This is a genomic window from Belliella alkalica (assembly GCF_022549785.1).
Lineage (GTDB): Bacteria > Bacteroidota > Bacteroidia > Cytophagales > Cyclobacteriaceae > Belliella > Belliella alkalica.
This window is the reverse complement of record NZ_JAKZGO010000008.1, coordinates 96,972-112,027: the sequence shown is the minus strand read 5'-3', so window position 1 is coordinate 112,027 and position 15,056 is coordinate 96,972. Positions and strand designations below refer to the sequence as shown.

General features: G+C 35.5%; 15 protein-coding genes. 5 read left to right on the top strand and 10 right to left on the bottom strand.

Features of this window, described 5'->3' with window-relative positions:
- Positions 1–2: 2 nt before the first annotated feature.
- Both MM213_RS11295 and MM213_RS11290 read left to right on the top strand, forming a co-directional pair.
- The gene (locus tag MM213_RS11295; protein ID WP_241412349.1) at positions 3–1,130 is read left to right on the top strand and encodes a DUF4221 family protein; all 1,128 of its coding nucleotides are present in this window, start codon (positions 3–5) and stop codon (positions 1,128–1,130) included.
- Between the two features lie 10 nt (positions 1,131–1,140).
- A complete protein-coding gene (locus MM213_RS11290; RefSeq protein WP_241412347.1) occupies positions 1,141–2,280 on the top strand; it encodes a DUF4221 family protein in 1,140 nt (379 codons plus the stop codon).
- Between the two features lie 71 nt (positions 2,281–2,351).
- On the opposite strand, the gene MM213_RS11285 is transcribed toward MM213_RS11290, so the two are convergent.
- On the bottom strand, positions 2,352–3,455 hold the full coding sequence (locus MM213_RS11285) for a DUF4221 family protein (protein WP_241412345.1): 1,104 nt from the start codon (positions 3,453–3,455) through the stop codon (positions 2,352–2,354).
- Positions 3,456–3,679: 224 nt separating this feature from the next.
- On the opposite strand from MM213_RS11285, the gene MM213_RS11280 reads away from it, so the two are divergent.
- Genes MM213_RS11280 through MM213_RS11270 form a run of 3 tightly spaced genes read left to right on the top strand, consistent with a single transcriptional unit; the run spans position 3,680 to position 7,122 of the window.
- On the top strand, positions 3,680–4,828 hold the full coding sequence (locus MM213_RS11280) for a DUF4221 family protein (RefSeq protein WP_241412343.1): 1,149 nt from the start codon (positions 3,680–3,682) through the stop codon (positions 4,826–4,828).
- Positions 4,825–5,985 (top strand): DUF4221 family protein, encoded by a 1,161-nt coding sequence (locus MM213_RS11275; RefSeq protein ID WP_241412341.1) that lies wholly within the window; start codon positions 4,825–4,827, stop codon positions 5,983–5,985. The genes MM213_RS11280 and MM213_RS11275 overlap by 4 nt, the downstream gene beginning before the upstream one ends.
- A gap of 6 nt (positions 5,986–5,991) precedes the next feature.
- Entirely contained in the window at positions 5,992–7,122 is a 1,131-nt protein-coding gene (locus MM213_RS11270) for a DUF4221 family protein (protein WP_241412339.1), read from the top strand.
- Between the two features lie 55 nt (positions 7,123–7,177).
- Here MM213_RS11270 and MM213_RS11265 read toward each other — a convergent pair whose 3' ends face one another.
- The 9 genes from MM213_RS11265 to MM213_RS11225 all read right to left on the bottom strand — a co-directional run bounded on the left by MM213_RS11265 (position 7,178) and on the right by MM213_RS11225 (position 14,823).
- Positions 7,178–8,296, bottom strand: a complete 1,119-nt coding sequence (locus tag MM213_RS11265; protein WP_241412337.1) for an ATP-binding protein — start codon at positions 8,294–8,296, stop codon at positions 7,178–7,180.
- 111 nt (positions 8,297–8,407) lie between these two features.
- A complete protein-coding gene (locus tag MM213_RS11260; protein WP_241412335.1) occupies positions 8,408–9,205 on the bottom strand; it encodes a DUF3050 domain-containing protein in 798 nt (265 codons plus the stop codon).
- A gap of 112 nt (positions 9,206–9,317) precedes the next feature.
- Complete coding sequence (locus tag MM213_RS11255) at positions 9,318–9,848, bottom strand: hypothetical protein (RefSeq protein ID WP_241412333.1); 531 nt, start codon at positions 9,846–9,848, stop codon at positions 9,318–9,320.
- 11 nt (positions 9,849–9,859) lie between these two features.
- Positions 9,860–11,650 (bottom strand): ABC transporter ATP-binding protein, encoded by a 1,791-nt coding sequence (locus tag MM213_RS11250; protein ID WP_241412331.1) that lies wholly within the window; start codon positions 11,648–11,650, stop codon positions 9,860–9,862.
- 104 nt (positions 11,651–11,754) lie between these two features.
- Positions 11,755–12,084, bottom strand: coding sequence for a DUF6787 family protein (locus tag MM213_RS11245; RefSeq protein ID WP_241412329.1), 330 nt, complete (start codon positions 12,082–12,084; stop codon positions 11,755–11,757).
- Positions 12,074–12,430 carry a DUF5615 family PIN-like protein gene (locus MM213_RS11240; RefSeq protein ID WP_241412327.1) on the bottom strand — a complete coding sequence of 119 codons (357 nt, stop codon included), beginning with the start codon at positions 12,428–12,430 and terminating at the stop codon, positions 12,074–12,076. Before MM213_RS11240 ends, MM213_RS11245 begins: the two co-directional genes overlap by 11 nt.
- Positions 12,427–12,657 carry a DUF433 domain-containing protein gene (locus MM213_RS11235; RefSeq protein WP_241412325.1) on the bottom strand — a complete coding sequence of 77 codons (231 nt, stop codon included), beginning with the start codon at positions 12,655–12,657 and terminating at the stop codon, positions 12,427–12,429. Before MM213_RS11235 ends, MM213_RS11240 begins: the two co-directional genes overlap by 4 nt.
- A gap of 125 nt (positions 12,658–12,782) precedes the next feature.
- A complete protein-coding gene (locus tag MM213_RS11230; RefSeq protein WP_241412323.1) occupies positions 12,783–13,076 on the bottom strand; it encodes a nucleotidyltransferase family protein in 294 nt (97 codons plus the stop codon).
- A 13-nt stretch (positions 13,077–13,089) separates the two neighbouring features.
- On the bottom strand, positions 13,090–14,823 hold the full coding sequence (locus tag MM213_RS11225; protein WP_241412321.1) for a M14 family metallopeptidase: 1,734 nt from the start codon (positions 14,821–14,823) through the stop codon (positions 13,090–13,092).
- Positions 14,824–15,056 lie beyond the last annotated feature (233 nt).

Sequence of the window (15,056 nt, the reverse complement as noted above, 5' to 3'; positions counted from 1 at the left end):
ATATGAAACATTTAATTTTATCAATATTCGTTTTACTACTTTTTTCCTGTAGTGAAAGCAGAGAAAAACAATCAGGAGAAGACTATTCTGATTTTTCCATCAGTATGGACACTGTTATCGTTGATTCAGGTGAGGATATTTTGATGGCGGCTACAAACCCTTTTGGACATTCTAGTAATTCTGACAACAGCAGTTTGATTTTTTATGAAGGGAAGTCTGCTGAATTGGAGATTGTCGATCTTAAGAACCTTCAACTTCTTGAGAAGAAAACCTTCGAAAAGGAAGGGCCAAATGGTATTGGTCAAAATGTATATCAAGCGAGGTGGATAAATGATAATTTAATAGCATTTTCCGATTGGAATAAAATAACCTTGGCGGATTTTGATGGGAATGTCCAGCAAAGAATCGATTTGAGTGAGGATTGGGTGAAAGCGGGATTGGGAGTGACAGATTTTTTAAGTATGATGGGTTTTTCTAATGATGGAAAATTGATGTACTGCAGTATCACAAATTTTTCAAAAATAAACTCCAATATAGTTCAAGTAGACATAGAGAATAAAACAACAAAATTTATTGAACTACCAGAATTTGAAAAAAGGGAAAACTTTAGGGTGTCTTTTAAAAATGAAAATGGTGGTACGTCAATGAATTCTCCAAATTTATCAATGGACAAAAATTATGATAAAGTTATATTTTGGACAAATGTAATTAACAATGTTTACGTCTATGATCCCAAAACGGATTCTTTGAGGTTCGAAATGATTACCAATAATATCTTTCCAAATGAAAAGATGGGGACATATGTCAATGATGTTACTTCCAATGAAGCTAGGGCTGAGGAAATTAACAAAATCAACCAAGAAATAAGTTTCTCTAGTCTCTTATGGGATGATAAAAATAATGTCTATTACAGGTTCGCCCACCAACAGCTTCCAAAAATCGCAGATGAGCCCACCAAGTATAAAACCTATATCAGTATAATCGATGAAAGTTATAATGTAGTAGGAGAAAAAGAAATCACTGACATAATACCTTTAGTACCAAATGCAAAGTTTGTGAGAGATGGGAAAATCTACCTCTTCCTCAATGTGGATGATGAATTAGGTTATGTTAGGCTGAAGATAAATTAAACAATAAGTTATGAAATATTTAGTATTACCAATATTCGCTTTGTTACTTTTTTCCTGCGGTGAAAGCAGAGAAAATCAATTAGGAGGAGACTACTCTGAAATTTCCATCAGCATGGACACAGTCATCGTTGATTCTGGTGATGAGATCCTGATGACGGCTACCAGTTCCAATGGTCAGTTTGTCAACCTTGACAAGACACTTTTGTATTTTTGGGATGTCCAATCTTCCAATCTTGAAGTGATAGACCTTAGTGCTTTGAAGCTCATTGAAAAAAAGCCATTTGAGAGAGACGGGCCAAACAGTGTAGGTCAATATCCCTACAAGACTTTTATTGTCAAAGAAGACCAAATTGGTTTCATGGAGTGGGGGCAGCTTAATATAGCGGATATTGATGGAAATGTCCTTCAAAGGATCAAGCTAAACGATGATTGGTTGAGGGACAAAATAGATGAGGAAGAGTCTCTATCTGTAATTGGATTTTCTGAATCTGGAGATATTATGTATTGTGGGATACAAGATTTTTTTTCAGATCTGAATTCGGATATTGTTCATATTGATTTGGCAAATCAAACCAGCAAATTGATCGCGCTGCCTGAGTATCAAAAACGTGAAAATTTCAGGGTAACCTTTAAAAATGAGTCTGAAGGATTTATGGAAATTTATGCAAGTGAACCAAATCTTGAATTGACACATCATAAAGGGAAAGTTATTTTTTGGTCTGATGCCTTCAATGCTATCTACGAATATGATCCCAAAAATGATAGCTTGACATACCATAGGATTACCAATACACTTTTTGCCAATGAAAAATCAGGGACTTATACGAATGATGTTTCCTCTAGTGAAGAAAGGACAGAAATGGAAACCAAACTGAATGAAGAAGTCAAGTTTACGGAGCTTTTTTGGGACGAAAAAAACGAAGTGTTTTACAGATTTTGTTCTTACAAGTTACCCCGAATCGCTGATGAAAAAGTAAAATCTAAAGTCTTTATAAGTATTATCAATGAGAAGTTTGAAGTGATTGGAGAAAGGGAAATCACAGAAATCATCAATTCAGAACCAACAGCCAAATTTGTAAAGGACGGTCAAATTTACAGTTACTTAAATATAGACGATGAATTGGCTTTTGTAAGGATGAAAATCAATTAAAACTCAATGATGTGGACAAGTTAAATCAATTATTTTCAACTATAGCCTAAATATGTATTGGGGTTAAACATTTAGAAAATCACCTTCCTGAACACTAACTCGTCTTCAGGAGAATCCAAAACACCAAGGTAAAGACCATCTCTGGTAACAACTCGGGACAAAAAAGAGTATTCGAGAACTGATGTGTTGAATGAAGTTTCAGCCAAAAGCTTAAAATCCTTATTAAATTTCTGAATAGAAAAGGGTCTAGTTGCGGCACTCCTTCTTTTACCGTCCAAATCATTTAAATCTTGAGGAAAGACGCAAATTCTATAAATAACTTTCCGATAGGGATCTGTAAAAATGTCATGATAAAACCCTTCCTTAACCATCCATTCAATAGAGCTAATTTCTTGATTTATATCTAATTGTGTGGGATTTTTGAGGAATTGTGACTTCCCTTCATACCATTTTCTTCTCGTTGCGATCACTAATTGGATAGCATGATCATTTCTAAATGAAATCAAAACTTCTTCTTCGGAATCTAATCCAAAATCAAATCCTAGTTTAGTATTATTGAAAAAGAATTTGTTATTCTTAATCTCGTAGTTTTCTGGGTATTCGCCAAGCAATCTGGCTTTATCTAGCGCGTTCAAATTTAGGCAACCAAAAATTTCTCCTTCATAATACCCTTGCTTATTTGGTGAAAAATTAGTTCTTTGAATTCTGAAAACTAGCCTACCATTTTTATAAATTAAATTTTGAGTATTATTTCCAAAGAAAAACTCGTATCCATTAGGTAAATAATCATTCAATGAAAAAGCCAAGAGAAGTTCACTTTCAGCGTTAGTCAACAATATTTTTCCGAAATAGTCTACAAATAGCAAGGAATCTTCAGCAATTGGAAAAAACTCAGACCATGCAAAACCAAAGGCTTCAGGTATATCAGGTAGTGGAATTGTCCCAAGGTATTTCCCTTCTTTCCATTCAAAAACATCAAGAACAGATGACAATTGATTGTAGGCATATAGGAGATCTGGATCTTCTATGTAATGATACTTATTATAACCCCCTATGGCATTAGAGACGTCTAAAGTCTTAATGTCTAAAAATTCAGCTTCAGATGTTGCCTCTTGTTGGGTACAGGAAACAATAAACAAGAAAGTTACTAGAAAAAGTATTAGAAATCGATTCATTTCAACATTCTGAGGTTAGTAATAAATATAGGTACTTCGTGGTATGAAATTTACCTATTCTGATTAGGATAAAGACCACTTAGTTGATCCAAGATAGGCGGGGAAATCTTTTTTAACTAATTTTAATTAAATGAATTTAAAGTTTTATTGCTTTTTTGTATAATTCTGGCAATCATTAGGTTCACAAAAGGATTTTAGAACTTAAATATCAAATCTCTATTCTTATGAAAAATCTATTTACTGTAATTGCTTTATTATTTTTAATCTCTTGTGGAGGCAAATTAGACACTAGCAAAGAAATTCAAATCAACAGCAACCTAACCTATTCCTTTGACACAGTCATGGTGGACTCAGGGGATGAGTTCTTGTATTTGAATAATCGGCTTTTTACTTCCGGAATTTCTTCTGATAATAAGTACTTATTCAATTGGAATAGAGAGGCGAATAATCTTGAGAAAATCGACCTGAATGAACTGAAATTGGTCAACAAAATCAAATTTGAGCAGGAAGGTCCAAATGGAGTCGGAGCTTTCGCTTTTGATTTTGCCTTAACACAGGATGACAATTGTCTCTTTTGGTCTTCCAAAAAAGGAGTGTGGGATCAAGAAGGCAACCTCCTTCGCGAATTGCCAATAGACAAGTTATTGGAAAATACCGAGCATACCGAAGAAGTGATGATATCAAGACTTGTGCAAATCCCCAATGAGTCTGATAAATATCTTACGCTGCATAGAAAATGGAAGTCTCTTGATTTTTATTTCCTGATTTTTGATTTTTCTGATGACAGTTTCCGAAAAATAGAATTACCTGAACTCCAAAAGCTGTCTGAATTCGAAATCACTATGCTGTATGAAGGGCAATGGATGGGGAGCTTCAATGCAGGAACCATGCAATCCATTTATGATGATAAAGTCATCTTGGGGTTAAATTCATTCAATCAAGCTTATATCTATGATATGAGACTGGATTCACTCTATTTCAAAACATGGGAAGGCCCATTGGTTGGAAGTAAACAAACTGCACAGCTTCCAAAAGAAGTACCAGCTGAAGGGAAAGAGCGAGCAGAAGCGATGCGAAAAGCGAATGAAGAAATTAATTACGGTGCTTTTATTTGGGACGATGAAAATAAAAAATATTACAGGTTCTCTCTCAAAACTATCTACAGTGAAGAATTGACGGAATTTGAAACCTATAAAGTTAGCGGAGCTGAAGTTTTCTTAAGCATATTTGATAATGACTTTAACCTTATAGCAGAATCAAAAATCCCTGAAATCCAGAATAGACCTGCCAAACACTTTATCAAAGACGGAAAAATCTGGCTTTTTGAAAATATAGATGATGAATTGGCTTTTGTGAGAATGACGATCAAATGAAATATACTAAATATCATATGAGGTATGTATTTATACCAATTAGCATCGCCTTTTTTATCTCTTGCGCAGAAAGGAAAGAAAAAATATATACTACACAGACAGAGCTGAAATATTCCTTTGACACTGTCATGGTAGATTCTGGGAACGAGTATTTGCATCTGAATGATAGACTTTTAATTTCAGATCTTTCTAGTGATGGAAAATACCTGTACAATTGGAATCGCAATGCTTTTTCCCTTGAGAAAATTGACCTTGACGAGCTTCAGTTAGTGGATAATATCAAGTATGAAAAAGAAGGGCCTGATGGTGTGGGTTCATATGTAAGACACGTTGCTTGCAGTCCAGAAGGCAAAACCATATTTTGGTCTTATGAAAAAAAGGGGATTTGGGATCAGCAAGGTAAGCTTTTTCGTAATTTATCTATCAATAGTATTCTGAAAGATGCAGATTTTCCTGAAGATTTTGAGTTGTTTCAAATAACCCAATTTCCAAATGAGCAGGATAAGTTTCTGACATTATACGATGAATGGGATACCAACACAATAAATCTCCTGATTTTTGATTTTTCCGATGCCAGTTTCAAAAAGGTAGATCTCCCAGAAATAAATAAATCCACTGAATTTTATTCAGAGATTTTACTTGATGGTTCCAAGGTTGGGCGCTTAAATAAAGATGTAGAATATACATTCGATCAGAATAAGGCAATCATTATATCAAACGCTTATAATTATGCTTATATCTATGATATGATCACGGATTCTTTATCATTTAAGGCCTGGGACGGCCCATTGGTTGGAGACAAAAAGAAGTTTCAGTATCCAAAAGAAGTTGATTATGAAAAACTGTGGGAGACTGCTAGACTATCAGAAGAGGATATGAACTTTGGTGTTTTTAATTGGGATGAAAAAAATAAGCGGTATTATCGTTTTGCTGTTAAAACTATTTTTGGAGAAGAGAAGTACGACTATGGGGCATACAAACCAATTGATGCGGAAGTTTTTCTCAGCATTTATGATGAAGATCTTAACCTCATAGCAGAATCAAATATCCCTGAAATTCAGAATAAACCTTCCAAACACTTTGTCAAAGATGGTAAGATCTGGCTACATGAAAATATAGACGATGAATTGGCTTTTATAAGAATGACCATAAACTAACATAAGATGAAAAAATTAATAATTGGAATGATTTCAGGCTTGGTTCTAACATCAGCTTGCTCAACTGAGAAAAGTGAGTCTTCAGAGAATTTTGAATTTAACCTCACCCAGGATACTGTGGTGGTGGATGCTGGTGATGGTATTATTGACCTTCAATATGGCTTGAGCTATCCAGAGCTGTCTAATGATGGCAAATATCTATTCAATTACGTTTTCAACCAATCTAAATTTGATAAGATCAATTTAGAAACCTTGACTTTAGAAAAAACACTTCAATTTGAGAGAGAAGGACCAAATGGAATGGGGGCATATATTGGTGGGTATTCATTGAATTCTGAAGATCAAATCATGATCTGGTCTTATGGGCTTAATGCCATTTTTGATCAGACAGGTGAAAAAATTAAGGATCTAAAACTTGATAAGTTTGGTCCAGAAGAGATCAAGGGAGCAGAATCATTTCCGATGCGATTGGTTGAACATCCAGATGATCCATCCCTGATTTTTGGCGTTTTTATAAAGAATACGCCAAGGGAGTTTTTTATTATGAAGTTTGATTCGGTAAAGAAATCTTATCAAAAGATTTCTTTACCTGAGACAGAAAAGTTTGATGAGTTCAACATGGAGTTTACTGGTGGTGGTGGGTTTGGTATTGTCCCCTTTCCAACTGTCAATGCTGAAAGAATTATAATGACTAATAGTGCTTTCAATGAAGCTTATGTATATGATATGCTTTTAGATTCTCTGTACTTGATTCCTTGGGATAGCAAGCTTACAGGTAATAAAAATGAAACCGAAATGCCATCATCAGCGGATGCAGAAGAAGGGATGGTCTTCAGAAGAAAGTTTTTTGAATCCATTAACTTTATGGATCCAAAATGGGATCCGATTTCACAGCAATTTATCAGGATGTCATATAAAAACAGCTATCAAGAAGAGTTAGATGAATATGGAGAACCAAAACTTTTAAACTCAGAAGTTTTTTTGACTGTCTTAGATAAAAACCTGAAAATAATCAAAGAAACAAAATTGGAGAATTATACCAAGGAGCCACCAAGACATTTCTTTCTCGACAATACCATTTGGCTTTATGAAAATATAGACGATGAATTGGGATTTGTGAGGATAAAGCTAAACTAGTTGAATTCTTTTTATAGCATCTAACTTAAGAAATTCTAATTGATAATTTCTTAAGTTAGATGCTTACAAATTCTCTGAAATTCTCTTTATCAATAATCTCTACATCTGCCTTATAAGTATTTACAAAAGTTGAAGGGATTTTCACTTTTGATTTTGGGTTCCATTTGAATTCAAATCCTGTGATCTTACCATCAGTTTCTTCTACATAGTCAATTTCTTGTCGTTGTGTAGTTCTCCAGAAATACTTGTTGCAATATTTCTTATGATAATGATTTCTTTTCAATCTTTCTGACATTAAGAAGTTTTCCCACAAAGCTCCTATATCATTTCGTAATCCTACTGGGTTAAAATTTTGAATAATGGAATTTCGAATACCATTATCGTAGAAGTAAATTTTTCTGTTTGTTTTGATTTCATTGCGCAGGTTTCGACTAAATGAAGTAAGTGGAAAGATAATGTACGAGAGTTCAAGTAAATGTATATAGTTTGAAACTGTATTTTTATCTACTCCTGTAAGTTGGGCTATTTCATTATAACTGACCTCACTGCCAACCTGAAAGGCTAACTCCTGAAGAATTTTTTCAAGGACTTCAGGTTTTTTGATATTGGCATAAGCCAGTATATCCTTGAACAAGTAGCTTTGGGTAATTTCGTTTAAAGTATCTCGCTCTTCACCTCTATTGTTGGTTACTTCAGGATAAAAACCAAAAATCAAACGTTGCTCCAAATCTCTTTGTGCATCTAGATAACCTACTGCGTTTTCGTATTCATTGAAAGATATTGGATAAAGAAAGTATTCAAATTTTCTTCCTGTAAGTGCTTCGTTGGTGTGGTTTCTTAGCTCAAATGCCGAAGAACCACTTATGATCAATTGCACATTTTTGAATTGATCATGAATGATTTTTGCTGTTATACCGATATTTTCAATACGCTGTGCTTCATCTATGTAAATGATTTTAGAGTTTCCGAGAATAGATTCTATTTCTTTAGTATTAGGGTTAGTGAGTAGTTCCCTTACCAAAGGATCGTCACCATCAAAAAAAGAGTAGTTGTGATCCTTTAGAATCTCCCGAATCAATGTTGATTTTCCTACTTGCCGAGCTCCTATCAGGATCAAAGTTTTACCTTTGAATAGTTTGTCAGAGGTAGTCTCTTTTAAAATTCTTGGTATCATAATTTTCTCTATTCACCAAATATATTGAAATTTGGTGAATCAATTCACCAAAAAACATAATAATTGGTGAATTGAAACTAGCAAAACCTTTCTTTGGAAATCTAGCTAACATTAAAGACTCTGACTTTCCGCAGTAACTTTAACTCTTCCCACTTCATGAATCCCATCCCACAGCACTTTTCTGGCTTCTAGTGCTTCAATGGCCGCTAACTTTGTCTCTTCCCACTTTACAGGATCATTGCCACATAGGTGATCTAACATTTTCATTGCTAATGGACCATGGTGATCTTCATCCAAATGGATATGTCTTTCAAAGTAATATTCCAATGTTTCCAGTTCACCCGGCTTGCTTTTGATAAGGTCGTTCACTAATTGGCGAAACAAATCTGGAATCAATTCTTCTCTCCCAAGTGTAAATGATGCTGCTATTTGGTGAGGCTTTCCCGCTTGCACTACGGCAAAGTTTGTTCTTAGAAAATGCTTGACAGAATCTGGCTGATCGAGACTTTCTATGACTTCATCAAATGACTTTCCAGTTCTCAATTCTTCTATCACACTTTCTATCTTGCTTGTATCTGCCCCGGCTTCTTTCATTGCTCTCAAGTACAATTCAAAGTGACTGCAATATCCTCCTTGTCCATCTTCATCACTTTCTTCTGCCAGGACGATGTCATTGATCAATCTTGTGACCATAGGTTCATTGGAAGGAATCCAAGGAATACTAGTGCCAGTCAATTTCAATTGCAACGCTTTCAGTAATGTCATAAAATCCCAAACAGCATAGACATGCTGTTCCATGAATACTTGGAAGTCCTCCAGAGTTTTGAGATCGTTATAAATTGGATGTTGTAAGAGTGTAGTTCTATGTGGCTCAATGGCCTCCATTAGTTTTTCAATATTCTTATTCATCTTGTTAATTGGGTGTTTTTTTGATAATGATAACCTACGGCTTAAAAATATGTTTGGATCTAAAAAAACATAGTAAGATTCAGTTTATCGACTAGGCTTGGACGATCCAAAATTAAAATCTTAATCCAATCTTTATTGGGATTACGCTAGCCTGCTGTTGGATCATCATGCCAGTTTTGGCATATAGCTGAGTTTTTGGAGAGAGCTTGATCATAGGGCCTGCTGTGATTTCTCCGTAGAAGTTTCTGCTACCATTCTCATATTGATTCCAAAGTAGGCCAGTCCCCAATTTCAGATTTACTAATGGAGAAACCTTCTTCTTGTAGTTTGCATATTCGAAGTTAAAGAAAGCTGCTAATCCATGGTGAGTTGAAGAGGATGCTGCATAGAATCCCATATAACTAATGCCTAGACCAAGATTAAACTTATCTCGAAAGATGATTCCGTTGATGACAGAGAGTTCATATCCATTTCTATCGGATAGTGGATGACCTTGCCAGTTTGGTCCGGGATCTACATCTACTATTGTATTTCGAAACTGAAGATGTCCAGCCTCAATATTTAATGAATACTTTGCTTGGCCAAAAGCAATCTCACAATAGGTAAGCAAGAACAGAATCAAGCTAAAGCCTTTAAGTCTCATATCAGACTAATTTATTCCGCAAACTGTAACCGTACCAAGTTTGCATAAAATCCATCTTCTTGTACGGCCAGGTTCTCATGGGTTCCTTCTTCTACGATTTCGCCATCTCTTAGCACATAGATTCTGTCTACTTTTCTGATGGTAGAAAGCCTGTGTGCAATAATGATCGTAGTCCTGTTTTTCATCAGTTCATCCAATGCTTCCTGTACCAAGCTTTCAGATTCTGCATCAAGTGATGAAGTAGCCTCATCCAAAATCAAGATTGCTGGGTTTTTCAAAATGGCTCTTGCAATGGCAACACGTTGACGTTGTCCTCCAGAGAGCTTGATTCCCCTTTCACCAACTGTTGTTTCCAAACCTTCAGGAAATTTGCTGATAAACTGCCATGCATTGGCTTTTTTTGCTGCTTCTATGATTTCTTCCTCCGTGGCATCTGGCTTAGCATAAGCGATGTTTTCCTTGATACTTCCACCAAAAAGTAAAACTTCCTGTGGTACAATTCCTATGTTTGACCTCAACTGCTTTAGATTCCACTCTCCAACTGCCTTGTCATCCACAGTGAGTGAGCCTTTATTGATAGGGTAAAAACTCAATAGAAGTTGGATGATAGTTGATTTTCCTGCTCCACTATGCCCTGCGAGTGCTACTTTTTCACCTGCTCGAATGGTAAGATTAATATTTTTGAGTACTTCTATTTCAGTTCTGGTAGGGTAAGTAAATCCGACATTTGAGAAAGAAACAGCGCCTTTCATCGGGACTTTTTGAAAATCTGCAGTGGAATACTCAGGAGCTTCTTGAAGGATTTCAAGAACTCTTTCTGAGGAACCAATTGCCTTTTGGATCTGTCCATAGATATCTCCAAGACCTGCAATAGATCCACCAATAAAAGTTGTGTATAAAACAAATGATACCAAATCACCAACACTCATAGCACCTGAAGCTACCAATGTGGCTCCGTACCACATCACTGCTACAATACCGCCGAAAAGAGCAAAGATGATAAAAGAAATAAAAGCGCCTCTAAATCCAGCTGCTTTCAGCGCAACTTTTACCACTTTATTCAATCCATTTCTATATCTATTTGACTCATAATCCTCGCCTGCAAAAGATTTTACAGTCATGATTGATTGCAATGTTTCTTCTACAATAACATTAGCTGCAGCCAATTCATCTTGTGCCTGCTTAGACAATGTTCTGATGAATTTCCCGAATACTATCGCAATAATCACCAAAATCGGGAAAGTAGCCAGCATGAAGATTGTCAGCTTTGGGGTAGTTACCATCAAGAAAACCACACCTGCAACCAAGGTGATAATTTGCCTGAAAAGCTCCGCTAATGTTGTGGAAAAGGTATCTTGGAGCATGCTTACATCTGCAGTGATCCTGGAAATTAGCTCCCCTGTTCTTCTTTTATCAAAAAAAGTCATAGGTAATTGTACCAGTTGACCATAAAGTGAAATCCTTACATCTCGCATGCTTCTTTCTGAAACCTTCGCAAACAACCAGACTCTGAAGAAAGAAAATATACTTTGAACCAAAAGAATTCCCAAAAGTAAAAATGCAATTCCATTGATATCATTGACCATCCAGGATTTTCCAGAAGCTGTATCTATCAATTTTCCAGCGACATACGGAAAAGTAAGGAGTGTCAGACTTGATAGCAACAAGAATAAAAGACCTAGGATAAATGTCCATTTATAGGGCAAAATAAACCTAAAAACTCCTCCCAATTTCCCTAGACTTTCTTTGTTGAGCTTGCGCTTTTCGTGCTCTTCCAGGGACTTACCTTTCTTTTTTGCCATTACTATGTATTATTCTGTATTAAATAGTCTGCAAATTTACACAATGATTGCTGCTAAGACTACTTGGGTTATGATTTTTTTGAAAAGATTGATTTTGGTAAAATTCATTCTTTTTTCTTTTTTCCGAAGATTCTTCTAAAGAACTGTTTTTCTTTTTCCCAGAAGAAATCAAACTGTCCCAAAACAAATCCCCAAAATAAAAGAACCAACTGATATAGTGGAAGTACGAGGAGAAGATAGAGGACGGTTTTCCAAAATCCCCCACGTTCCATGCTGATTCCCAATAAATCAAAAATCGGTTTTTTGATAAACAAAATAGTAAATCCCGTTAGTGCAAAAACAACCAATACAAGGATGACTTGTTTTAGGCTTTTTAATTTCCATTTGGATTGAAGTTTTTCTAAAAATGTAGGTGATTGTTTTTTATTTTCCATGTGCAAATAAGCCGAGCAATGATAGTTCTAGATAATCAGACTCTTCGAATAGGATCTCTATTTTCAAAATATTTTTACGAACCAAATCAAAAAGGACTCTATTTTTTATGTTTCCAGTACTTATTACCAATAGCTTTTTAGGTGATTTCAAGAGGATATGAGAATGGTGAAAGTGTGAATCTTTTGAAATAAGGGTCAATTCATTATCGTCTGCAAAGGTTGCAACCTCCTTGTCAGTGCTTTCATCACCATTTGGCAAATCTAAAACGTGAATTGCCTCGTGGCCTTTTTGTTTCAAAATTTCACATAGCAAGGGAGGGAGTTGTGCACCTAGTAAAAATTTCATGCAGAAATGCTAAATGAATTTGCCTTGGTTAGAAGTGAAGCATACCTTAAACAAGCAAGGATATCTTCTTTTTCTAGTGATGGATAATCTTCAAGTATCTCATTTTCTGTCATACCTGAGCTAAGAAGGTCTAATATCAATTCTACAGTATACCTTTTATTTCTAATTGTCGGCTTACCGTGACAAACTTGAGGGTTAATGCTAATTCGATTTAATATATCCTTCATAGACTTCAATTTAAATACTTAAAATCATTTTTAAATTATTAATTACGTAGCTTCTTTCTGTTAGTTTTTTGATTACTATTTTCATCTACTTCCTTCAAAAGAAATAAAGCTACGGTATTTCTTTTTCATTGGACAAACCTGATTTTTTTCATAATCTCAACTTTCAACTGTTCTTTTAAAGCATTTTTGGTTGTCAAATCAATTCTTTTGTTAAATATTTTTTGCAGAAACATTTCAAGTTTCAAGAATTTCCAACCTATAGGCTTTTCAAGTTCTACCAAAATATCTATGTCACTCTCTTCATCAAAAGAATCATCATTATACGAACCAAATAATCCGATTTCTTTGACCGAAAACTCTTCGTAAAGAAATGGTTTCAGCTCTGACAATTTGGACAATATTTCATTTTTTGTGAACATATAACAAATATAATCATTTTTCTACCCTATACACAGGATAGCGGTTATGCTCTTTTTCTTTCCAAGGGGAATTTTCATAGACCCATCTCAGTTGTGCTGATGCGCTTTTTGCCAACTCTTCGTTTTCTGATTTAGCTTTTTCCAATGCTGTCCTTATCGATGGATTTTGTGATAAAAATTCAGCTGCCAAATCCTCAAAAACATAGGCAGAATATCCTTCTTTGGATTGCAATATGGTATCGAAATAGTTCCATGCAAAAAAGCTATCCTCTCCCTCTGGCTCCAATACTTCGATGATATAGTTGTTGGACTCTTGGTTCATCAATACCATGAAATCTCCTTTTCTGAAATCCATCTTTTCTACTGACTTCTCCACGACAACTTTTGAATGTAAATAATGGCCTTCAAAAGGGCGCTGTCCAGTTTGAAAATCTTTGATATGATAAACGGATACCTGTATACTGCTGTCTTGATTCAACTCCTGAAATTGCACACCATTTCTCTTCAGGTTATCGATGACTGTGTGCCAACCTTGGGGAATGATATAGGCTTTTGGTTTTTCTAATGTCAAGCCAGGCTGATAGGCATCATAAAATTTGATTTCAGTAGAAAATGGCTTGTTGCGATCATAGTATAGTCTTGGCAAACCGGAAATATCTGATGGCTTCTGTCCTGATTCATATCCGTGAAATTCCATAAGCTTGTAAGTGCTTCTGCCTGAAGCATGGTTGAGGTTGAATTGGCTTTGTTTTGCCACTTTTTCTCTGTCGGCTTTTGCCATCATGACGATTTTTGAGGCATCTGTTTTGAAAACTTCTATGAAGCTCAGAAGTAATTCATAAGTGGAGGCGACTCTTTGGTCGTAAGGTTTGAGCATGTGAGTCTCAGGCATAAAGCTCAGAGTCTTAAATAAAGACGCATATCCACTGCTGTATCTACCGATGTCTTTGAACTGTGGCCAGCCATCTTCTGGCTTGCTTCCATATGCATTCACATAAGGAATCATTGGGAAATCTTTTGCTTTCATGCTTTCATAGAGCGCAGGATTCAACGTTTTCTCTAAATAATCTCCCAACTCTCCACCCAATCGGTTATGCTGCGTTGAAATCAAGGTCATCACATGTTGATAGTCTGCTCCATTGCTGACATGGGTGTCTATAAATACCTGAGGCTTCAGCCAACTGAAAATTTCTTGAAATGATCGGGCGTTTTTTGTGTCTGCTTTGATAAAATCCCTGTTGAGGTCGAAGTTTCTTGCATTCCCCCTAAATCCAAACTCCTCAGGTCCATTTTGATTTACGCGACTGTGGGAGCCACGATTTAGATGACCTCCTATGTTATAAACTGGCGTGATAGCTATGGCTACATCAGCTGGGACAGCTATTTTACCTAATAAAATATCCCTCAAAAACATCATGGAAGCATCAATACCGTCTGGCTCGCCTGGATGGATACCATTATTTATGTAGAGAATTAGCCTGTTGTCTTGATGCCAAATTTTAGGATCAAATACTTTTTGGTCATCATACATGACAACATGCAATGGCATTCCAGAATCGGTAGTACCCATTTCCACCATTTTCACAGTCTCAAAATCCTTCGCTAATTGGCCAAAATAATCAATTACTTCTGAGTAAATTGGTGTTTTCTGCCCTTTGGTTTTCTCGAAAAGGGTTTCATATTGATCTTGTGCGTTCATTTTACCGAAAAACAAGACTGCAATAAAAAGGAATGCAAGTTTCTTCATGCCCGAATTTGAAGAAAAAGAAGAATAAATACTAAAAGGATTTTATGATTGGTTTTGTTAAATGTAAATTTATTCCGTACTTTACGTTACGTAAAATACGTAACGTAAAGTACGGAATAATGAATTTGCCTATTATAAATTAATGCCAGAGACCTGTCAGGCTTAAATCTTGATAAATGCTTTTTTATAATATGACTATCCGCTATCATGCACGTAGCCAAACAATAGATTGT

Excerpts from the sequence above, each read along its gene's own strand:
- MM213_RS11250 (WP_241412331.1), bottom strand. The coding sequence starts at position 11,650 with ATGGCAAAAAAGAAAGGTAAGTCCCTGGAAGAGCACGAAAAGCGCAAG.
- MM213_RS11245 (WP_241412329.1), bottom strand. The coding sequence starts at position 12,084 with ATGGAAAATAAAAAACAATCACCTACATTTTTAGAAAAACTTCAATCC.
- MM213_RS11235 (WP_241412325.1), bottom strand. The coding sequence starts at position 12,657 with ATGAAGGATATATTAAATCGAATTAGCATTAACCCTCAAGTTTGTCAC.
- MM213_RS11265 (WP_241412337.1), bottom strand. The coding sequence starts at position 8,296 with ATGATACCAAGAATTTTAAAAGAGACTACCTCTGACAAACTATTCAAA.
- MM213_RS11290 (WP_241412347.1), top strand. The coding sequence starts at position 1,141 with ATGAAATATTTAGTATTACCAATATTCGCTTTGTTACTTTTTTCCTGC.
- MM213_RS11260 (WP_241412335.1), bottom strand. The coding sequence starts at position 9,205 with ATGAATAAGAATATTGAAAAACTAATGGAGGCCATTGAGCCACATAGA.
- MM213_RS11280 (WP_241412343.1), top strand. The coding sequence starts at position 3,680 with ATGAAAAATCTATTTACTGTAATTGCTTTATTATTTTTAATCTCTTGT.
- MM213_RS11275 (WP_241412341.1), top strand. The coding sequence starts at position 4,825 with ATGAAATATACTAAATATCATATGAGGTATGTATTTATACCAATTAGC.
- MM213_RS11270 (WP_241412339.1), top strand. The coding sequence starts at position 5,992 with ATGAAAAAATTAATAATTGGAATGATTTCAGGCTTGGTTCTAACATCA.
- MM213_RS11230 (WP_241412323.1), bottom strand. The coding sequence starts at position 13,076 with ATGTTCACAAAAAATGAAATATTGTCCAAATTGTCAGAGCTGAAACCA.
- MM213_RS11225 (WP_241412321.1), bottom strand. The coding sequence starts at position 14,823 with ATGAAGAAACTTGCATTCCTTTTTATTGCAGTCTTGTTTTTCGGTAAA.
- MM213_RS11240 (WP_241412327.1), bottom strand. The coding sequence starts at position 12,430 with ATGAAATTTTTACTAGGTGCACAACTCCCTCCCTTGCTATGTGAAATT.
- MM213_RS11285 (WP_241412345.1), bottom strand. The coding sequence starts at position 3,455 with ATGAATCGATTTCTAATACTTTTTCTAGTAACTTTCTTGTTTATTGTT.
- MM213_RS11255 (WP_241412333.1), bottom strand. The coding sequence starts at position 9,848 with ATGAGACTTAAAGGCTTTAGCTTGATTCTGTTCTTGCTTACCTATTGT.
- MM213_RS11295 (WP_241412349.1), top strand. The coding sequence starts at position 3 with ATGAAACATTTAATTTTATCAATATTCGTTTTACTACTTTTTTCCTGT.